This window comes from Microcella alkalica, from assembly GCF_014595885.1.
Lineage (GTDB): Bacteria > Actinomycetota > Actinomycetes > Actinomycetales > Microbacteriaceae > Microcella > Microcella alkaliphila_B.
This window is the reverse complement of record NZ_JABUKC010000002.1, coordinates 240581-261244: the sequence shown is the minus strand read 5'-3', so window position 1 is coordinate 261244 and position 20664 is coordinate 240581. Positions and strand designations below refer to the sequence as shown.

General features: G+C 74.3%; 15 protein-coding genes. 4 read left to right on the top strand and 11 right to left on the bottom strand.

Features of this window, described 5'->3' with window-relative positions; genetic code table 11:
• The first annotated feature begins 96 nt into the window (after nt 1–96).
• On the top strand, nt 97–1032 hold the full coding sequence (locus ID804_RS05705; protein WP_169078017.1) for an ROK family protein: 936 nt from the start codon (nt 97–99) through the stop codon (nt 1030–1032).
• Here the strand turns inward: ID804_RS05705 and ID804_RS05700 are convergent.
• From ID804_RS05700 to ID804_RS05675, 6 genes are read right to left on the bottom strand one after another with little or no spacing between them, the layout of a single operon-like run.
• Entirely contained in the window at nt 1029–2369 is a 1341-nt protein-coding gene (locus ID804_RS05700; RefSeq protein WP_169078016.1) for an MFS transporter, read from the bottom strand. The two genes, ID804_RS05705 and ID804_RS05700, sit on opposite strands and share 4 nt — an antisense overlap.
• 9 nt (nt 2370–2378) lie before the next feature.
• Entirely contained in the window at nt 2379–3353 is a 975-nt protein-coding gene (locus ID804_RS05695) for a bifunctional riboflavin kinase/FAD synthetase (protein WP_317451188.1), read from the bottom strand.
• Nucleotides 3350–3796: a hypothetical protein gene (locus ID804_RS05690; RefSeq protein WP_169078015.1), complete on the bottom strand. Its 447-nt coding sequence runs from the start codon at nt 3794–3796 to the stop codon at nt 3350–3352. Before ID804_RS05690 ends, ID804_RS05695 begins: the two co-directional genes overlap by 4 nt.
• A gap of 15 nt (nt 3797–3811) precedes the next feature.
• On the bottom strand, nt 3812–4573 hold the full coding sequence (locus ID804_RS05685; RefSeq protein ID WP_169078014.1) for a DUF1990 family protein: 762 nt from the start codon (nt 4571–4573) through the stop codon (nt 3812–3814).
• A gap of 2 nt (nt 4574–4575) precedes the next feature.
• Nucleotides 4576–6444, bottom strand: coding sequence for a translation elongation factor 4 (lepA, locus tag ID804_RS05680; RefSeq protein ID WP_169078013.1), 1869 nt, complete (start codon nt 6442–6444; stop codon nt 4576–4578).
• Between the two features lie 31 nt (nt 6445–6475).
• Nucleotides 6476–8176, bottom strand: a complete 1701-nt coding sequence (locus ID804_RS05675) for an amidohydrolase (protein ID WP_169078012.1) — start codon at nt 8174–8176, stop codon at nt 6476–6478.
• 411 nt (nt 8177–8587) lie between these two features.
• Here ID804_RS05675 and rpsT point away from each other — a divergent pair, with 411 nt between their 5' ends.
• A complete protein-coding gene (gene rpsT / locus ID804_RS05670) occupies nt 8588–8848 on the top strand; it encodes a 30S ribosomal protein S20 (RefSeq protein ID WP_169078011.1) in 261 nt (86 codons plus the stop codon).
• A gap of 483 nt (nt 8849–9331) precedes the next feature.
• Here the strand turns inward: rpsT and holA are convergent, their stop codons facing one another.
• From holA to ID804_RS05645, 5 genes are all read right to left on the bottom strand, one after another.
• Nucleotides 9332–10375, bottom strand: a complete 1044-nt coding sequence (gene holA / locus ID804_RS05665) for a DNA polymerase III subunit delta (protein ID WP_169078010.1) — start codon at nt 10373–10375, stop codon at nt 9332–9334.
• 103 nt (nt 10376–10478) lie between these two features.
• A complete protein-coding gene (locus ID804_RS05660; protein ID WP_169078009.1) occupies nt 10479–12932 on the bottom strand; it encodes a ComEC/Rec2 family competence protein in 2454 nt (817 codons plus the stop codon).
• Nucleotides 12929–13768, bottom strand: coding sequence for a ComEA family DNA-binding protein (locus ID804_RS05655; RefSeq protein WP_317451187.1), 840 nt, complete (start codon nt 13766–13768; stop codon nt 12929–12931). The genes ID804_RS05660 and ID804_RS05655 overlap by 4 nt, the downstream gene beginning before the upstream one ends.
• Before the next feature lie 103 nt (nt 13769–13871).
• Entirely contained in the window at nt 13872–16454 is a 2583-nt protein-coding gene (leuS, locus tag ID804_RS05650; protein WP_169078008.1) for a leucine--tRNA ligase, read from the bottom strand.
• 20 nt (nt 16455–16474) lie between these two features.
• Entirely contained in the window at nt 16475–17881 is a 1407-nt protein-coding gene (locus ID804_RS05645) for an anthranilate synthase component I family protein (protein WP_169078007.1), read from the bottom strand.
• Between the two features lie 29 nt (nt 17882–17910).
• On the opposite strand from ID804_RS05645, the gene ID804_RS05640 reads away from it, so the two are divergent.
• Nucleotides 17911–18780, top strand: a complete 870-nt coding sequence (locus ID804_RS05640) for an aminotransferase class IV (RefSeq protein WP_169078006.1) — start codon at nt 17911–17913, stop codon at nt 18778–18780.
• A 136-nt stretch (nt 18781–18916) separates the two neighbouring features.
• Nucleotides 18917–20527, top strand: coding sequence for a DUF2510 domain-containing protein (locus ID804_RS12190; RefSeq protein WP_317451186.1), 1611 nt, complete (start codon nt 18917–18919; stop codon nt 20525–20527).
• The last annotated feature ends 137 nt before the right edge of the window (nt 20528–20664 follow it).

Below are 20664 nucleotides of genomic sequence, written 5' to 3'. Positions count from 1 at the left end.
TTGCGCCACTGCTCAGATGAGCAGGAGCCGGCGGATGCCCGCACGCGCGCTTGGCTACGCTGAAGCCGTACCCGCCCGCGAGAAGGAGCTGCGCCCGTGACCGACTACGCCCTCGCCGTCGACCTGGGCGGCACGAAGGTGGAGGCCGCGCTCGTCGCGGCCGACGGCACCGTGCTGCCCGGCTCGCGCCATCGCCGGCCCACGGGTGCGACCGCGACGGCCGCCGAGCTCGCGACCTCGGTCACGGAGGCCGTCGAGGCCGCGCTGGACTCCGCCTCCTCCCCCGACGTCGAGCTGCTCGGCGCCGGCATCGGCTCGGCGGGCCCGATCGCGGGGCGCAGCGGCAACGTCTCGCCGCTGAACCTCGCCGCCTGGCGCGACTACCCGCTCGGCGCCCTCGTGTCGGCCCTGCTGCCGGCCGCGCTGCCGGTCACCCTGCGCATGGACGGCATCTGCATCGCCCTGGCCGAGGTGTGGGTCGGCGCGGCGCGCGGCGAGCGCAACGTCATGGGCATGATCGTCTCGACCGGCGTCGGCGGCGGATTGATCCTCGACGGCCGCGTCATCGCCGGACCCTCGGGCAACGCCGGGCACATCGGTCATGTCGCGGTTGCCGGCTTCGACGACCGCTGCGCGTGCGGCGCGCGCGGCTGCCTCGAGGCGGTCGCCTCGGGCCCGCGCACGGTCGCGTGGGCGCGCGAGCACGGCTTCGCGGGCGCGACCGGCGAGGAGCTCGCCACTGCGGCGGCCGGTGGGGATGCGACGGCGCGCGCCGCGATCGAGCGCTCGGCGACCGCGGTCGGCCGGGCCATCGCCTCCGCCAGCGCTCTCGTCGACCTCGATGTCGTCGCGATCGGCGGCGGCTTCAGCCACGTCGCGCCCGACTACGTCGACCTCGTGCAGCGCGCCGTCACCGGCCACAGCGACTTCGGCTTCGTGACCTCGACGCGCGTCGTCGCCTCCGGGCTCAGCGGGGAGGGGCCGCTCGTGGGCGCCGCCGCGCTCGTGCACCAGGCGCACCTGGTCGACTAGCGCGCGGCGAGCCTCGCGAGCTCGTCGTCGATGAGTTCACCCGAGCGCAACCACGGCACGGCGATGAGGGCGGCGAGCGCGGCAGCCAGCAGCACCGCGATGGCCGGCAGCCAGCTTCCCGTCCACTCGTGCAGCAGCCCGAGCGCGATCGGCGCGACGGCCGCGATGGCGTAGCCGACCGACTGCACGAAGCCGCTCACCGTGACCGCGCGCAGCGAGGTGCGGCTGCGCAGCGAGATGAGCGCGAGGCACATCGGGAACATGACCTGCCCGACGCCGAGCGCGACCATCCAGAGGGGTGTCGCGGCGGTCGGCGCGAGGGCGAGCCCGCCGAACCCGATGACGAAGCTCACCACGCCGACGACGACGATCGGCACGGGCGAGCGCAGCCGCGCCGTCAGCACCGGGGCGACGAGCGACAGCGGCAGTCCGATGATCGCGAACAGCCCCACGAGCGCGCCCGCCTCGGCCGCGCCGACTCCGGCGAGGTCGGCGAGGATCAGCGGCATGAGCGCGAAGGTCGAGTAGGCGGTGACGCCCGACACGGCGAAGGGCACCGTGATGCCCCAGACGACGCGCGAGCGCGCGAGACGCCTGAACTCGCGGCGGTCGGGCTCGACGACCGGATCGGCCTCGGCGGGAGCATCCGCCGCCCCGTCGCTGTGGGAGGCAGTGCGCGTCGCCACGCCTCTGGATCGGCCGTCGGCCGTGACGACCGAGACGGGCGCCGTCACCACGGGGTGCGGCGGGCGCACCGCGAGCACGAGCCACGGCACGAGCGCGATCACGCCCGCGACGCCCCACAGCGCGAGCGACACGCGCCAGCTCGTCGCGTCGGCGACGGGCACGGCGATGAGCGGCGGCAGCGCGGTCGAGATCGACATCATCGTCGCGTAGGCGGCCGTCACGGCGCCGATGCGACCGGGCGCGTAGCGCTTCACCGCGGGCGGCAGCAGGATGTTCGCGAACCCCGCGCCCATGAGCACGAGCGTCGTCGAGCCCAGCAGCGCCAGGTAGTCGGGCGAGACGCCGCGCAGGAGGTGCCCGACGATCATCGCCACGACGGCGACGAGCAGGGCGCGCTCGAGCCCCAGTCGGTGCGCGACCCACGGCGCGACGACGCCGGAGAGCGCGAAGGCGACCGGCGGCACGACGCCGAGCAGGCCGAGCGCTGAGGCGTCGAGCGGGATGTCGGCGTCGATGCGCTCGGCGAGCGGCGCGAGGCCCGCGACCGCCGTGCGGATCGTGAGGGCGAGCAGCACGATGCCGAGCACGCCTAGCAGGCGCCCACCGCGGGGCGAGAGCAGGCGGGGGTCGGTCACCGAGGGGGCAGGCACCGGTGCAGTCTAGGCGTGGGCGGCCGTGGGCTCCGACCCGGCGGCGGGCGGCACGGGCACGCCGAGCACCGCTCGGATCTGCTGCTCGTCGACGCCCATCTGGGTCGCGAGCGCCTCGGCGGAGGGGAACTTCTGCATGCCGCGCATCCAGCGCACGAACTCGAGCTCGACGACCTTGCCGTAGAGGTCGAGCCGCACGTCCATCGCGTGCGCCTCGATTGTCTTGTCGGGCACGTCGCCGAAGGTCGGGTTGTTGCCGACGCTCGTCGCCGCGGGGTAGCGCACGCCGTCGACGTGCAGCCATGTCGCGTAGACGCCATCGGCCGGGATGTATCCCTCCGCGTTGTGCGCGAGGTTCGCCGTCGGGTAGCCGAGGTCGCGCCCGCGCTGATGGCCCGGCACGACGAGCGAGCGGATGCGGGGGTAGCGCCCCAGCGCCTCCGTCGCCTCGTCGAGGCGGCCGGCATCGAGCGCCTCGCGGATGCTCGTCGACGACACGCGCTGCCCGTCGAGCACGCACACGTCGTCGAGCACCTCGACCGTGAAGCCGAAGCGCTCGCCCTCCTCGCGGAGGGTGTCGACGGTGCCGGCGCCGCGGGCTCCGTAGCGGAAGTCGCTGCCGACGACGACCTCGGCGGCGTGCAGGCCGTCGACGAGCACGGCGCGGACGAACTCCTCCGGCGACTGCGCGGCGAGCTCGCGCGTGAACGGCAGCACGACCACGAGGTCGGCGCCGGCGGCGATGAGCGCCTCGGTCTTCTGCGCCACGCTCAGCAGCGGCGCGGGCGCCCGGTCGGGCGCGAGCACCGCGGCGGGGTGGCGGTCGAAGGTCACGACGACGACGCGCCGATCGCCGGCGCGCTCGCGCATGCCGTCGAGCACGGCGCGATGGCCGCGGTGCACGCCGTCGAACTTGCCGATCGTCACGATCGAGGAGCGGTCGTCGAGCGGCAGCGCCTCGAGACCGTGTAGCACGGTCGTCACGAGGCGGCCCCGGAGCGGGCATCCGCCGCGGGGGCGTCGCTGTGGGCGCGACGCACGCGACGCAGCCACAGGAGGCCGAGCACCGGCAGCACGAGCGGGATGAACACGTAGCCCTGCCCGAAGCGCGACCACACCGTGTCATCCGGGAACAGCACCGGGTCGACCAGGCTCAGCACGCCGACCGCGAGCACGCCGACGAGCTCGAAGCCGATCGCGGCGACCGCGACGCGGTAGGCGGTGCGCCCGCGCGCGACCAGGGCGACCGTGGCGACGACGTAGACGACCGCCGCGAGCGCGGAGAGCGCGTACGCGACCGGCGCCTCGTCGAGCTTCGTCGCGATCTGGTACGCCGAGCGGCCCGTCGCGGCGAGCGCGAGCACGGCGTACACGACGACGAGCACGCGGCCGATGCCGGACGCCGTCGGGCGGGGTTCGTCGGTCACGGCTCTCAGCGTAGGTCAGGAATCCTGAGCGTCGGGGCGAGGCTCGCCCGCCTCGAGCGCGGGCGGCTCGTCAGCGCTCGAGACCCCCTGCTGCAGCCGCTGCGAGGGCAGCACGGTGCCGCCCTCGATGGGGCCGGAGAGCGCCCGCACGAAGCGGCGCGCGACCGTACGCCGCGCCGCCGAGAGCACGGGCGCCGTCACCGCCCAGAGCGGCGAGCCGGGGCGCGCGAAGCTGCGCACGGTGAGCCAGACGCCGCCGTCGGGCTCGCGCTCGAGCAGGAACGACTCCTCGCCCGAGAGCGGATGCCCGGCGAGGGTGCCGACCGCGAGCAGCACGCGATGCTCCGCCTCGTCGCGCAGCACGACCCGACCCGGCAGCGGCAGCAGCAGGCGCGAGCCCAGGGCGGGGCCGACGACGATCGAGTCGCCGGGGCGCAGGTAGCGCTCCCCCGACGGCGAGAACTCGTCATCGGGCACCTCGAGCGTCGCGGCGCCCACCGGCTGGCCGGCCTCGTCGTAGCTGACGGGCAGGTAGTGCGCGGCATCCTGCTCGCCCGCCGCCGGCACCACGCGCACGGCGAAACCCGCACCGCGGTAGACGCCGCCCGTCAGCAGCTGCTCGACGGCGTGCTGCCAGCGCGCGTCGCCGTGGCCGACGCGGCCGCGCAGCTGCAGCGGTCGGAACCCGCGCGGCGGGTACTGCAGGAGGTCGACTGCCTGCGTGCCGCCCACCGAGCCGTAGGTGACGCGGCGCTCGGCGAGCGGAGGGCGCGCCACGGCTACTTCTTCTCCTTCTTCGACTCCACGTCGCCGGAGAGCGCGGCGATGAAGGCCTCCTGCGGAACCTCGACGCGGCCCACCATCTTCATGCGCTTCTTGCCCTCCTTCTGCTTCTCGAGCAGCTTGCGCTTGCGGGTGATGTCACCGCCGTAGCACTTGGCGAGCACGTCCTTGCGCATCGCGCGGATGTTCTCGCGCGCGATGATGCGGGCGCCGATCGCCGCCTGGATGGGCACCTCGAACTGCTGGCGCGGGATCAGCTCGCGCAGGCGGCCGGCCATCATCGTGCCGTAGGCGTAGGCCTTGTCCTTGTGCACGATCGCGCTGAAGGCGTCGACCTGCTCGCCCTGCAGCAGGATGTCGACCTTGACCAGGTCGGCCTCCTGCTCACCGGCGGGCTCGTAGTCGAGGCTCGCGTAGCCCTGCGTCTTGCTCTTGAGCTGGTCGAAGAAGTCGAACACGATCTCGCCGAGCGGCAGCGTGTACTTCAGCTCGACGCGATCCTCACCGAGGTAGTCCATCGAGCGCATCGTGCCGCGGCGGCTCTGGCAGAGCTCCATGATCGCGCCGACGTACTCCTTCGGGGCGAGGATGGAGGCGTTGACGATCGGCTCCATGACCTTCTCGATGCGGCCCGTCGGGTACTCGCTCGGGTTGGTCACCTCGACGGTCTTCCTGTCCTCCGTCGTGACGTTGTAGATCACGCTCGGGGCGGTCGTGATGAGGTCGAGGTCGAACTCGCGCGCGAGGCGCTCGGTCACGATCTCCAGGTGCAGGAGGCCCAGGAACCCGCAGCGGAACCCGAAGCCCAGCGCGACCGACGTCTCCGGCTCGTACTGCAGCGCCGCGTCGGAGAGCTTGAGCTTGTCGAGCGCGTCGCGCAGATCGGGGTAGTCGCTGCCGTCGATCGGGTAGATGCCGGAGAACACCATCGGCAGCGGGTCGGTGTAACCCGGCAGCGCCGTCGTGGCCGGCTTCGCGGTGCTCGTGATCGTGTCGCCGACCTTCGACTGCCGCACATCCTTCACGCCCGTGATGAGGTAGCCGACCTCGCCGACCGCGAGTCCCTTGCTCGGTGCGGGCTCGGGGCTCGAGACACCGATCTCGAGGATCTCGTGCGTCGCCTTCGTCGACATCATCTGGATGCGCTCGCGCGGGTTGAGCCGCCCATCCACCATGCGCACATAGGTGACCACGCCGCGGTACGGGTCGTAGACGGAGTCGAAGATCATCGCGCGCGCCGCCGCGTCGGCGTCGCCGACCGGGGCGGGGATGCGCTCGACCACGCGGTCGAGCAGCTCTTCCACGCCCATGCCCGTCTTGCCACTCACGCGCAGCACGTCGTCGGGGTCGCCGCCAATGAGCTGCGCGAGCTCGCGCGCGTACTTCTCCGGGTCGGCGGCGGGCAGGTCGATCTTGTTGAGCACCGGGATGATCTCGAGGTCGTTCTCGAGCGCCAGGTACAGGTTCGCGAGCGTCTGCGCCTCGATGCCCTGCGCGGCGTCGACCAGCAGGATCGCGCCCTCGCACGCGGCGAGGCTGCGGCTCACCTCGTAGGTGAAGTCGACGTGGCCGGGGGTGTCGATCATGTTGAGCGCATAGGTCTGCGGGCTCGCGCCGTCGCGCGACACGGCCCAGGGCATCCGCACCGCCTGGCTCTTGATGGTGATGCCGCGCTCGCGCTCGATGTCCATGCGGTCGAGGTACTGCGCGCGCATGTCGCGGTCGGAAACGACGCCCGTGATCTGCAGCATGCGGTCGGCGAGCGTCGACTTGCCGTGGTCGATGTGCGCGATGATGCAGAAGTTGCGGATCAGCGTCGGGTCGGTGGCCGCGGGGGCGAGCGGCGTGAGGGCGCGAGGAGACATGTCGCGCCATTCTCCCACGCGCGAGGTCGGCTCAGCGCGCGGGGCTGGCGTCGTCGTCGGGCGCGCGCAGGTCGCCGTCGGCGGGTGCCGCCGTGACGGGCAGGCGCGGGATGCCCGCGAGGTATGTCTGCCGGATCGTCACGCTCGGCAGCTCGCGCGCGGGCACCCGGCGCGGGTCGCTCGCGAACCACACCAGATCGGCGCTCGCGCCCGGGCGGATGCCGCCCCAGCCGCCCTCGCCGTCGGCGAAGGCCTGGTGGGCGACGCCCGCCGAGTAGGCGGCGAGCGCGAGCTCGACGGGCAGGATCTCGTCGGGCATCCACCCTTCGGCCGGATCGCCCTCGGGAGTCTGGCGGGTGGCGGCGACCGCGATGCCCTCGCGGGGGTCGCCGCTCGAGACGGGCCAGTCCGAGCCGAAGGCGAGGCGCGCGCCCGACTGCAGGAGCGTGCGCAGGCGGTACTGCTGCGCCGAGCGCTCGGGGCCCAGTCGCGGCATCGTCAGCTCGGTCATCGACGCGTCGAGCTGCGCCCACAGCGGCTGCATGACCGGTATCACGCCCAGCGGGGCGAAGCGGGCCAGATCGACCGGGTCGACGAGCTGCGCGTGAGCGATGACCGGGCGGCGGTCGCGGGCGCCGTTGACGCGAGCCGCGTGCTCGATCGCGTCGAGCGCCTCCCGCACGGCGCGGTCGCCGATCGCGTGGATGTGCACCTGGAAGCCCGCCGCGTCGACCGCCTGCACCGCCTCCGCGAGGCGCTCGGCGCCCCACACCGACAGGCCGTGGTCGTGCAGCGTGGCGCAGTACGGCTCGAGCAGCGCGCCCGTGCCGCCCTCGATGACGCCGTCGGCGAAGAACTTCACCGTGCGCGCCGAGAGCAGCGGGCTGCGGGCCGCGACGACACGCGCGCGGGCGGCCACGAACTCGGGCAGCTGCTCGTGCAGCCGGCGGGGGTCGGCGTAGAAGGCGAGGTTCGTGCGCACCGGCAGCGCGTCGGCGGCGACCGCCTCGAGGTAGGCGTCGACGTCGGCCGGCTCGACCCAGGCATCCTGCACCCACGTCACGCCGCGCTCGAGGAAGTACCGGCCCGCTCGGGTCAGGGCGCGCACCCGTGCCTCGACCGGATGGTCGGGGATCACGCCCGCCACGAGGTCGGTCGCGCCCCACTCGCGCAGCGTGCCGAGGGGCGAGCCGTCGTCGCGGCGCGGGATGCTGCCGAGCTCGGGCTCGGGCGTGCTCGCGTCGACGCCCGCGAGCTCGAGCGCCCGCGAGTTGACCCACATGGTGTGGTAGTCGTTGGCGCGCAGCACGACCGGCCGATCGGGCACCGCCTCGTCGAGCCAGCGGGCGTCGAACAAGCCGTCGGGCGCGAGGCTCGCGTCGTAGGAGGCGCCGACGATCGCCGGCAGCTGCGGATGCTCGGCCGCAAACCGCCGCACCGCCTCGACGATCTCCGCGACGCTCGAGCAGCCGGTGATCGCCGGGCCCTCCGCCTCCAGCCCGCCGAAGATCGGATGCGCGTGCCCGTCGCCGAACGACGGTGCGAGGAACCCGCCCTCGAGGTCGACGCGCTCCACGGCGCCCGGGCCACGCACCTCGTCGATCGCGGCCGCACGGGCCAGGGCGCCGAGCCCGGTCTCCGCGACCACGCCGTCGATCACCAGCAGCGCGGTCGTCGCGCCGTCGTCGGTGCCCGTCCAGACGGTGCCGGAGGTGAAGAGCGTGACGGTCACGGGCGTGCTCCTTCGGGCCGCGGCGCTGCGGCGGGAGATGGGGTGGGATGGGGTGGGATGGGGTGGGATGGGGTGGGATGGGGTGGGATGGGGTGGGATGGGGTGGGACGGGGCGGGAGTCGAGCGGGGTCGGGCGGTGCGCGGGCGAGGCCGTGCGGCCCGTCGTCACCGTAGCGCGCGGCTCGCGCGGGCGGGAGCCCCGCGGCGAGCATCCGCCGCCTCGCCCCGCCGGCGCCGCGCCTCGCCCGAACCGGCGCGATCACTGGTAATGTTCTCTGTTGGCTTGCGTGTCAGGAAGCCCTCTCTCCTCCGACACGGATTGCGGCTGGGATCAGTTCGCCACCGGGCACCGCCCAGGCACCCCCACCCCGGCCGCCACACTCACACCGTTCCACTCGAAGAAAGACAGTCATGGCGAACATCAAGTCGCAGATCAAGCGCATCAAGACCAACCTCAAGGCGCAGGAGCGCAACAAGGCCGTCAAGAGCGAGCTCAAGACCGCCGTGCGCCGCACGCGCGAGGCCATCGCCGCGGGCGACAAGGCCGCCGCGACGGAGGCGCTCGTCGTCGCCACCAAGAAGCTCGACAAGGCCGTGAGCAAGGGCGTCATCCACAAGAACCAGGCCGCCAACCGCAAGTCGGCGATCGCCAAGAAGGTCGCCGCGCTCTAAGCATCCCGGCTCTCGCGGCGCGCGCCTCCCGCGCGGCCGCGCCGCTCGAAGCCCCGCTCCGCCTCCTGGCGGGCGGGGCTTCGTCGTTCAGGCGTGCGCGGGCTCGTGGGCGGGCCGCGCCGCGCTGCCCTGCGGGAGCGCTGGGCGCGCGGTGAGCGTGTCGACAACTCAGGACGATCGCGTTCGCGCGCGGCCCGGCTCACCGACCGGTGGCGGATGCTCGCGCGAAGGGCTGGGGATCGTCCTGAGTTGTCGACGCGCGAGTGGGTGGGTTGCACGGCGTCGGGCCCCGTCCGCACGAGCAGCACCCGACGAGAGCGCGAGGGCTGCCCGCCCCGCTGGTGTCGACAACTCAGGACGATCGGGCCTGGGCGCACGCGCCACTCCCGCTCGCGGGCGGGTCCGCGCGGTGCCAGCACGAGTTCGTCCTGAGTTGTTGACGCACGGCTCGCGGCGGAAAGCCGCGGCGGAGCGCGGCGCGCGTCAGGCGGGCGGCAGGCCGCGGCTCGCGACCACGCGCACGAGGGTCTCGAGCGCGTAGATGGGGTCGCGCGAAGCGCCCTTGACCTGCGCGTCGGCCTCGGCGACCGCGAGGATCGCGCGACCCAGGCCCTCCTCGCCCCAGCCCTGCAGGTCGCGGCGGGCGCGGTCGATCTGCCAGGGGGCGAGCCCGAGCTGCCCGGCGAGCTGCCCGCCCGAGCCGCGCGAGCCGCCGACCTTCGCCATGGTGCGCAACTTCATCGCGAACGCCGCGACCATCGGCACCGGGTCGGCTCCGGTCGCGAGCGCGTGCCGCAGCAGCGCGAGCGCCTGCCCGTACTGGCCGGCGATCGCCGCGTCGGCGACCGCGAAGGCGTTGGTCTCGACGCGCCCGCCGTAGTACTTCTCGACGACGGCGGCGGTGATCTCACCCTCGGTGTCGGCGACGAGCTGCTGGCACGCGCTCGCCAGCTCGGCGAGGTCGTCGACGAACGCGCTCACAAGCGCCCGCAGCGCGGCCGGAGCGATCGAGCGGCCCGCGTGCCGGAACTCGGCGGCGGCGAAGTCGTAGCGGTCGGCGTCGCGCTTGAGCTCGCCGCACACGATCTCGATGCCGCCGCCCTGCCCGCCGCGAATGGCGTCGAGCATCTTCTTGCCGCGCACTCCCCCGCCGTGCCGCAGCAGCACCACGGTGTCGTCGGCGGGCGCGGCGAGGTAGTCGAGCACGTCGTCGAGGAAGGCGTCGCTGCACTTCTCGACGTTCTCGACGCGGATCAGGCGCGGCTCGCCGAAGAGCGAGGGGCTCGCGAGGGTGAGCAGCTCGCCGGGCGCGTACCCGTCGGCGCGCAGGTCGTGCACCTCGAGGCTCGCATCCTGCTCGCGCAGGGCATCGCGCAGCACCCGGCTCGCACGGTCGGCGAGGAACGCTTCGGGCCCGGTGACGAGCACGACGGGCGCCGGCCGGATCTCGTGCCACGCCAGCTGCGGGATGGCCGCCTTCGCGCCGCTCTTCGCCGTCGAGCCGGAACGCGAGCGGGCGGCGGGCATGGTCCTCCAGGGCGACGATCGACGGATGCTCGGCGCACGCGCGATCGGCGCCGAGCCGCACTGCCGAGGCTGCGGGTGACCCGGCCGCGGCGGCGCGTTCAGCCTAGCCGGGCCCGCCGACGTCGGGCCGCTCGCCGCCACCCGCCTGCCCGTCAGTCCTCACGCTCCCGTGCTCCGTCCACACCCTCCAGCCGCCCTCCCCCGCCGGTGCGATGAGCACGAGCCCGTGCTCGTCGCTGCGCAGCGATGCTCCCCCGGCGTCGGCCACCATCTCCAGGGCCTCTGCAGTGGGATGGCCGTACCCGTTGTCGGCGCCGACGCCGATGAGCCCGAGCACGGCGCGCGCCTCGGCGTACACCTGCGGATCCTGGTCGCTCGAGCCGTGGTGGCTGACTTTCACGACGTCGACGGGCGCGAGCGTCACGCTGCCGCGCAGCGACTGCTGCGCCGCCGCCCCGAGGTCGCCGAGGGCGAGCATGCTGGGGCACGAGCATCCGTCGCCGGGTCGCCACTCGAGCACGAGGCTCGCGTCATTGCCGGGGCTCACCCCGCGATGGTCGGGCGGCCACAGCGCCCGCCAGGCGTAGCCGCCGAGACTGCCGCGGGCTCCGGCGGTGATGCGCTCGACGCGGGCCCCGCCCGCCGCGAGCCGGTCGAGAATCGCCTCGTCGCGCGCTCCGTCGGTCGGACCACTCAGCACGACCCCGACCCTGCCCTGTACGGCGTCGACGCCGCCGACGTGGTCGGCGTCGAAGTGGGTGAGCACGAGCAGGTCGATGCGCTCGATGCCGAGGTCGTCGAGGCACGCGGCGAGCGGCTCCGGGTCGACGCCGGCGTCGGTGAGGGCGACGCGCCCGCCCGACCCCACGAGCACGGCGTCGCCCTGCCCGACGTCGCACTGCGCGACGACCCAGTCGGCCGGTCGGCCGAGCCGCCCGAGCGCGTGCGCCCCGGCCGTCGCGCCGAGGGTCACGACGAGCGCGGCGACGACCGCGTGCCCGACGGCGCGCCGCAGGCGCGCGCTCGGCAGTCGGCGCGGGATGCCCGCCGCGGTGAGCGCGCCCACCGTGAGCCCCACGAGCAGCAGGGCTCCGATCGCACCCTCGGGCCACGGCACGCTCGAGCTCGGCAGCCCGCTCGCGACGGTCGCGATGCCCGCGATCCAGGTCGCCGGCACCCACGCGATGGCCGCGAGCGCAGTGGCTAGCCACGGCAGCACGGGCGCCGCGAGGCACGCGAGCATGCCGACGATCGTGGCGACGGGCGCGGCGGGGGCGGCGAGCACGTTCGCGGCGACCCCGACGAGCGGCAGCTCCGGGGCGAGCAGCACGAGCACCGGCTGGCACGCGAGCTGGGCGGCGAGCGGCACGCCGATCCACAGCGCGACGAGGCGCGGCATGACGGTCGAGAGCCGCTCGGCGAGGGGCCCGGCGAGCACGAGCAGCGCCGCCGTCGCGAGCACCGAGAGCGCGAACCCGTAGTTGCGGGCCGTCCACGGGTCGAGCACGAGGATACCCAGCACCGCCGCGCCGAGCACGGGGACCCCGCGCGCGGCCCGCCCGCTCGCGAGCGCGAGCAGCACGACCGCCGCCATCACCGCGGCGCGCACGACGCTCGCCTGCGGGGTGACGAGCACCACGAAGCCGCCGAGGGCGCCGAGCGCCGCCGCGACGCGCGCACCGCGCGGCCACCGCGCGAGCGCGCCAAGCCCCAGCACGATGCCGACGACGATCGCGCAGTTGGCGCCGGAGACCGCCGTGAGGTGACTCAGCGAGGAGCGCTTCATGGACTCGTCGAGCTCGTCGTCGACGGCCGAGGTGTCGCCGATGGCGAGGCCCGGCAGCAGGGCGGCGCCGGGCCCGGGCAGTGCGGCCGCCACGGCGAGGAAGCGCTCGCGCAGGGCATCCGCGCCGGCGATGAGGGGCGGCGGGCGCTCGACCGCCTCGAGCTCACCGAGCGGGCGGGCGAGCGCGACGCGATCGTCGCCGGGTTCGAGCGGGATGATCCGCACGAGCCCCGACCAGCGGCTGCCGAGCGGTGTGCGCTCGTCGAGCTCGAGGCCGAGCATCCGCACGGGCACGCGTACCTCGACGGGGGCGCCGTCGCGATCGAGGGCGCGCACGATCGTCGCGTCGGCGCTCGTCGCGGGCGGCACGACAGTCTCGTCGAGCGCGAGCACGACCTCGAGCGGTCGGCCGGCCGTGACTGCGTCGGCGACGGCGGCGGGCGACCTCGCCGGAGCCAGCAGCGCGACGGAGGACGAGAGCACCCCGACGGCGGCGAGGGTCGGCAGCAGCAGCGCCGCGGTCGCGCGAAGGGGCGGCGCCCAAAGCCGCGGGCGCGCCGCGCCCGCCCGGCGCCCCGCGATCGACCGGCGACCCCCGATCACGGTGAGCACCGCGACCCCCGCGAGCCCGAGCGCCCCTGCCGCGACCCACGCCGCGGCCTGCGGCACCCCGACGAGCACGATCGTCGCGACCCAGCCGAGCGCCGCGGGCAGCGCGAGTCGCACGTCGACGCGCTCGGCTCGCCGCGCGACCGACCCGGCCCCGCTCACACCGTCACCAGGTCGCGGAACCCCGCGAGCGTCTTCTCGCCGATGCCGGCGACCGTGAGCAGCTCGTCGACCGCGCGGAACGGCCCGTTCTCGTCGCGCCAGGCGAGGATGCGCGTCGCGAGCGCGGGGCCGACCCCGGGCAGCGTCTCGAGCGCCGCCGCGTCCGCGGTGTTGAGGTTGACGAGACCCGCCGCACCCGAGCCGCCGGCACCAGCCGCCCCGACACCAGCCCCGGCACCAGCCCCTGCACCCGCCCCGCCCGGCCCGCTGCCCGGCGCCGCCCCGGCGGGCAGCTCCTCCCCCACGGCCGGCACGTAGAGCTGCTCGCCGTCGACGAGCTCACGGGCGAGGTTGATGCGCGCGACGTCGGCCGCGTCGGTCGTGCCGCCGGCCGCGGCGATCGCGTCGATGACGCGGTCACCGACGTTCACCTCGACGATGCCGGGCCGGGCGACGGCGCCGAGCACGTGCACGATGACGGCGGCCTCGCTCGGCGGCACCACGGCATCCGGATCGGCCGCCGAGCCGTCGACACCCGCCGCGGGCGACGGATCCGCCGAGCCGGGCGCGACGACGCTGACCGCCCCGCCGGGCGTCAGCAGCGAGACGACGACGGCGGTGCCGAGGCCGAGCAGCCCGAGCACGACGACCGCACCGACCGCGGCCCGCACGCGCGGGCTGCGGCGCGGGGGCCCGGCCTCCGAGGACGACGATCGCGCGCCCGCGCCCGCGCCCGCGTTCCCGCGAGCGTCGCCGGCCGAGACCGACGCGAGCGCAGAGAGCCACGGCTCGGGCTGCGCGGCCGACGGCTCGCCCGTGTCATCCTGCGCTCGCACGCGGGAAGGCTAGGAGGTCACCGACACCGCTCGCCGGGCATCCGGTCGATCGGCGGGCGCGCCCGCCGCACCGCCCCCTGGGGAGGAGCAGCGCGCCGCGCGACTAGCCCTTCGTGGCGATGCTGACGACCTTCGGCGCGCGCGTGATGACCTTCACGACCTGGCGCTCGCCGATCGCGCGCTGCACGGCCGCCGAGGCGAGCGCGAGCGACTCGAGCTCGTCCGCCCCGATCTGCGGCGAGACCTCGAGCTTGTCGCGCACCTTGCCGTCGACCTGCACAACCGCCGTCGTCGACTCCTCGACGAGCAGCAGCGGGTCGGCCTTCCGCCAGCCGGCGAACGCCACGAGCCCCTCGCGGCCCCGGGCGACGTCGCGACGCCCGAGGCGCTCCCACATGTCCTCCGCGGTGTACGGGGCGAACAGCGACAGCGCGATCGCGACGGCCTCGACGGCTTCCCGAACGGCGGGATCGCCCGCACCGGGGCCGGAGTCGACGGCCTTGCGGATGGCGTTCACGAGCTCCATCGTGCGCGCGACGGCGACGTTGAACTTGAAGGCCTCGATGAGCGGCGGCACGTCGGCGAGGAAGCGATGCGTCACGCGACGCAGGGCGATGTCGCCGAGCGCGGGGTCGGCATCCACCGCCGAGGTCACCTCGCCGGCGAGACGCCAGGCACGCGCGAGGAACTTCTGCGAGCCCGTCACCGAGACGTCGCGCCAGTCGATGTCGTCCTCCGGCGGGCCGGCGAACGCCATGGTGAGGCGCACGGCGTCGACGCCGTACTGGTCGAGCTCCTCGGTGAAGTAGACGAGGTTGCCCTTCGACTTCGACATCTTCGCGCCGTCGAGAATCACCATGCCCTGGTTCAGCAGCGCGCTGAACGGCTCGGTGAAGCTCACGTATCCGAGGTCGAAGAGCACCTTGGTGATGAAGCGCGCGTAGAGCAGGTGCAGGATGGCGTGCTCGACGCCACCGACGTACTGGTCGACGGGCGCCCACTTCTCGGCCTCGGCCGGGTCGAAGGCCTGCGTGTCATCGTTCGGCGACAGGAAGCGCAGGAAGTACCACGACGAGTCGACGAAGGTGTCCATCGTGTCGGTGTCGCGGCGCGCCGGCCGGCCGTCGGGCGTCGTCGTCTCGACGAACGAGGCGACGCTGCCGAGCGGCGAGGTGCCCTTGGGCTTCATGTCCATGCCCTCGGCGTCCGGCAGGCGCACCGGCAGCTGCTCGAGCGGCACCGGCACCTCCTCGCCGTCCTCGGTGTACATGATCGGGATGGGCGTGCCCCAGTAGCGCTGCCGGCTGATGAGCCAGTCGCGCAGGCGGTAGGTCTTCGCGGCGCGGCCCGTGCTGCGCTCCTCGAGCAGCTCGATCGCGCGCTTGATGGCGTGCTGCTTCGACAGCCCGTCGAGCGGGCCGGAGTTGATCATGCGGCCGTCACCGGCGAGCGCCTCGCCCGTCGCGGCGGGGTCGAGGGCGGGGATGTCGCCGGCCTCCATCATCTCGGGCGTGATGACGGGGATGGCGCCCGTGACGGGCGCATTGGTGTCGACGACCACGCGCACGGGCAGGTCGTAGCGCCGCGCGAAGTCAAGGTCGCGCTGGTCGTGCGCGGGCACGGCCATGATCGCGCCGTGCCCGTAGTCGGCGAGCACGTAGTCGGCCGCCCAGACGGGGATCCGCTCGCCGTTGACGGGGTTGATCGCCCACCGGTCGAGGAAGACGCCGGTCTTCTCGCGCGAGGCGTCCTGCCGGTCGATCTCCGACTTCTTTTGCACCTGCTCCAGGTAGTCCTGGAAGGCCATGCGCACCTCGGGGGTCGAGCCCGCGGCGAGCTCGGCGGCGAGGTCGCTGTCGGGCGCGACGACCATGAAGGTCGCGCCGAAGAGCGTGTCGGGGCGCGTGGTGAAGACCGTGACGGGGCTGTGGTGGCCCTCGATGACGAAGTCGACGTCGGCGCCGGTCGAGCGGCCGATCCAGTTGCGCTGCATTGTCAGCACCTTGGCCGGCCATGACCCCTCGAGCTGGTTGAGGTCGTCGAGCAGGCGGTCGGCGTAGTCGGTGATCTTGAAGTACCACTGCGTGAGCTTCTTCTTCACCACGACGGCGCCGGAGCGCTCGGAGGTGCCGTCGGGCAGCACCTGCTCGTTGGCGAGCACGGTCTGGTCGACCGGATCCCAGTTGACCCAGCTGTCCTTCCGGTACGCCAGTCCCTTCTCGTACATCTTCAGGAACAGCCACTGGTTCCAGCGGTAGTACTCGGGGTCGGAGGTGTGCAGCACGCGAGTCCAGTCGAAGGATGCCGCGTAGCGCTTCATCGAGGCGCGCTGCTGGGCGATGTTGTCGTAAGTCCAGCCCCGCGGGTCGACGCCGCGCTTGATGGCGGCGTTCTCGGCCGGCAGGCCGAAGCTGTCCCACCCGATGGGGTGCAGCACCTGGAAGCCCTGCTGACGCCAGTACCGCGCGACGACGTCGCCGAGCGCGTACACCTCGGCGTGGCCCATGTGCAGGTCGCCCGAGGGGTAGGGGAACATGTCGAGCACGTACTTGCGGGGCCGCGCGTCGCTCGGGTCGTCGACCGAGAACGGCTCGAGCTCATCCCAGATCGGGGTCCAGTGCGCCTCGATGCGGTGCGGGTCGTAGTCGTGCTCGGCGCGGTCGTCGTGCGGGCGGTTCTCGGTCACTCGTCGATCTTACGGGGGGCTCACAGGGAGTCGGCCGCGCCGAGAGCGCGCAACAGCGCCCTCGCCTTGAGCCGCATCTCGGCGACCTCCGCCTGGGGGTCGCTGAGCGCGGTCACGCCGCCGCCCGCCCCGATCGTCGCGACGGATGCCCGCCCCGAGCCCTCGACGAGGATGGAGCGGATCACCATCGCGAGGTCGGCCGAGCCGTCGGCGCCGAGGTACCCGAAGGCGCCCGAGTAGACCCCGCGCGCGCCGCCCTCCCACCGCTCGAGCAGCTCGATCGCGCGCCGCTTGGGCGCCCCCGTCATTGAGCCGGCGGGGAAGCACGCGGCGATGGCGTCGAGCGCATCGAGCCCCTCGCGCAGCCGCCCCTCGACGGTCGAGACGAGCTGGTGCACCTGCGGATACGTCTCGACCTCGAGCAGACCGGTGACGACGACCGAGCCGACGGCGCAGACGCGCTGCAAGTCGTTGCGCATGAGGTCGACGATCATGAGGTTCTCGGCGCGCTCCTTGTCGTTCGCGGCGAGCTCGGCGGCGAGGGCGGCGTCGGCGGTCGCGTCAGCGCCGCGCGGGCGCGTGCCCTTGATGGGCCGGGTGCGGGCGAGCAGGCCGTCGGCGGTCGGCTCGACGCGCAGGAAGGTCTCCGGGCTCGCACTGACGAGCGTCGCCTCGCCGATACGCAGCAGGGCGCCATGGTGAGCGGTGCTCGACCGCCGGACGCGCCGGTACAGCTCGAGCGCGTCGCCGGGGTCGTCGACGCGCGCCTGCGAGGTGAGGCACAGCTGATACGCCTCGCCGTCGCGGATCGCCGCCTGGCACCGCCGCACAAGCTCCGCGTAGCGCGCGTCGTCGTCGCGCCAGTGCGCCGTGCGCGGGGCTGGGTCGACGATCGGGGCGGCGGATGCTCGGCGCGCACCGTCGACGACCTCGACCATGCGCGCGCGCCAGTCGGCGAGCTCGCCGACCCAGGCTCCGGTGCCGTGCGGGTCGAGCGCGACGAGCTCGACCGCGCCGGTGGCGTGGTCGAGCGCGAGGCCGCGATCGAGGGCCAGCCATGAGGCGGCGTGTGCGGCGGGCACGGCCGGGGCGGGCATCCCCATCGTCTCGGCACGCAGCTCGTACCCGAACCAGCCGATGAGGCCGAGCGGCGGCGCGGCGCCCTCGGCGGGCGCGAGCCGCGGCAGGGCGGCGAGCGCTGCGCGCAGCTGCGGCAGCACGGGCTCGCCGGGCGCGAGGCGCACCCGCTCGCCGTCGACGGAGAGGAAGGAGCGCCCGTCGCGTGCGCCGAGCCCGGAGTCGAGCCAGACCAGATCGGCCGTGGGGTGCGCGGCGGCGAGGGCGAGCAGCACGCGCTCGGCGAGCTCGCCGGCCGGGAGGTCGTCGGTCGCGGGCGCGAGCCGGTGCCGCAGGAGCCCGTGACGCATACCCTGAATCCTATGAGCGGGAGTCGACCGTGAGCGGGGCGCCCGCCGAGGGGCTGCTGCACTGGCGCGGCACGGGCGACGGCGTCGCGGCGTGGACGACCGTCGACTGGTGCGACGTCGGCGCCGGTGCGCTGCTCGCCGCCGACTCGTGGCGCGTCGTCGACGGGCGGGTGCGGGGGCTCGACCGTCACCTGGCGCGGTTCTCGGCGGCGATCCGGCCGCACCGGCCCGAGCGCGAGGTGCGCGCGTTCTGCGAAGCCGTCGTGGCGGCGCTGCCGCGGGAGGGCGACCACTTCCCCCGCGTCGAGCTGCGCGCGCGGAGCATCCGCTCACCCTTCGACGGCCCCGGCGAGCCCGCCACGGGGCTGAGCCTGCGGCTGCGACCGACGCCGCCCACCGCGGAGGAGGTCGTCGTGGCGACCGCCCCGCACGATCCGCGCACGCGCCCGCTCGTGAAGGGGCCCGACCTGGATGCCCTGCAGCGCCTGCGCACCGCCGTGCAGCCGCTCGGCGCGGGCGAGGCGATCATCGTCGACGGCGACGGCGTCATCGTCGAGGGCGCCTACTCGGGCCTGGTGTGGTGGCGACCCGACGGCACGCTCGTGGAGCCGTCGGCGGCCCGCGCCCGCATCGCGAGCGTGACGACGGCGCTGCTGCTCGACGCGGCCGCCGCCGACGGGGTGCGCATTGAGGCGGCGGATGCCCGACCCGACGACCTTGACGGCTGCGAGCTGTGGGTGCTCAGCGCCCTGCACGGGCTGCGCGTCGCCAGCTCGTGGGTGAACGGCCCGTCGCTCGTCACGGAGCCGGGTCGGGCGGCGCGCGGCCGCGCGTGGCTCGCGGCGGCCGAGCGCCCCCTCCCTCCTCCCTTCGGTACCGACCTGCCCCGAGTGACCTAAGGCAGGCTCGTGGGCCGCTGTCCCCCGGGCGGGGGACACCCTGACTGGGGCGGAGAGGACCCTCCCGCCGGCCGTGGACAGACCCCTACACTGAACCCAGTCGGGCGAGGGGTCCGGCCTGATGAGGGGGCGAAACGTGTCGGACGACGACTACGGAAGGGTGCCGGCTGGCTGGTATCCCGACCCGCTCGGTCTGCCGCAGCTGCGGTGGTGGGACAACCACGCCTGGACCGAGCATGTCTCCGACGCGCGGCAGCCGATGGTGGCCCAGCCCGCCCCGACGACCTTCGCCGACGACGAGCTGCCGACGCGGCGCTCGCGCCGCAGCGCCGACTCGGCCACCGACGCCGGCGACGGTGGCGGCGGCGACCGGGCGCTCGCGCACGTGCTGAAGGCGCTGCCCGCTCCGACGACCGACTCGATGCCCGCGCTCATCGAGCCCGAGCCCGAGCCCGCGGTGTCCGCCGCGCCCGCCGCCGACCCCTTCGCCTTCACCGAGCCCGTTGCGGCGAGCGAGCCGATCGTGCCGCCGACCGCGGCACCGACTGCGGCCCCCTCGGCTGCGCCCTTCGTGCAGGCCGAGCCGGTCATCCCGGCCGCTCAGCAGGCCGCCCCGCAGGCGCAGCAGCAGCCCGCCGCGCAGCAGCCGGCCGCGAACGCCTTCCCCGGCTTCGACATCCCGACGAGCGAGTCGGCGATGCGTGACGCGCAGTGGATCCCGATGCAGGAGCCGCGCGAGCAGCAGCCGACCCACGCGCCCGGCCCCGTGTCGGCCTCGAGCGCCGTCAACCACTCCTCGCCCGGCTCGGTTCCCGGGGCCCCGGCGAGCGGAGGCTGGCAGCCGTACTCGGCCCAGGCCGCGACTTCCTCGCAGGCTTACTCGGCGCCGCAGACCTCGGCCCCGCACCCGCAGGAGCAGTGGGGCGCGAGCCCGTACTACGCGCAGCACGCCCTCTTCCAGGATTCTCCGCCGCAGCAGCCCTCGGCCTCGCGCTACAACTCGGCTCCCGGCACGGGCAGCGCGGCCGGCTGGGGCTCGGCCCCGGGCGCGCCCCAGTACGTGCCGTTCGTGCCCGAGTCGCCCGTCGCCGCAATGCGTCGCGGCGCGATGATGCCCGGCGCCGCTGGCCCCGTGCCGCACGTGCACACCGGCGCCGCGTGGGCGATCGCGCTGCTGCCGATGCTGCAGCTGCTGCTGAGCCTGCTGGTTGTCGCGGCGTTCACGAGCGGGCTCGAGCTGCCGATCATCACGGCGATCTGGCTCGCGCCGATCCCCGTCGTCGTCGCGCTCGCCTTCTTCGACCAGCGCTCGCTGAAGAAGCGCGGCATCGACCGGCCCGCGGGCTGGTGGTGGGCGATCCTCGGCGCGCCGATCTACCTCGTGCTGCGCGCCGTCAGCCTCGCCCGCTACTCCGGTGCCGGCTTCGCGCCCGCGGCAGTGTTCCTGCTGCTCGTGGGCCTGCAGGTCGGCGCGATCGTCGCGGTGCCCGGCCTGCTCATCTCGGCCGTGCCGCAGGTGTTCGCCGCGGAGGCTGCGAACACACTCGAGCTCAACCTGTCGACGCTCGGCTCGCCCGCCGACGTGACGTGCGCCAACAACCCGCCGCTGTTCATCGGCCAGCAGATGCGCTGCGAGGCCGTGAACGCCGACGGCACCACGTTCTTCCCCACGGTGAGCCTGCAGCGCGCCAACGGCTGGATCACGTGGCAGGTCGACGACTGGGGCGTGTACAGCTTCGTCGAATAACGAACACCGACCAGGTTCGCGCTCTTCCTGCGGGCGCACTCGAGAACCTAGGCTCCGCTGCAGGAACCACAACCGAACATCGAGCAGCACCAAGTCGCGTCGGACCCGAACATGCGCGACAGCACCCCTCGCAGCCG

Coding starts and splice junctions, on each gene's coding strand:
- lepA (WP_169078013.1), bottom strand. CDS start 6,444: ATGTCTCCTCGCGCCCTCACGCCGCTCGCCCCCGCGGCCACCGACCCG.
- rpsT (WP_169078011.1), top strand. CDS start 8,588: ATGGCGAACATCAAGTCGCAGATCAAGCGCATCAAGACCAACCTCAAG.
- holA (WP_169078010.1), bottom strand. CDS start 10,375: ATGCCCGCCGCCCGCTCGCGTTCCGGCTCGACGGCGAAGAGCGGCGCG.
- ID804_RS05645 (WP_169078007.1), bottom strand. CDS start 17,881: ATGCGTCACGGGCTCCTGCGGCACCGGCTCGCGCCCGCGACCGACGAC.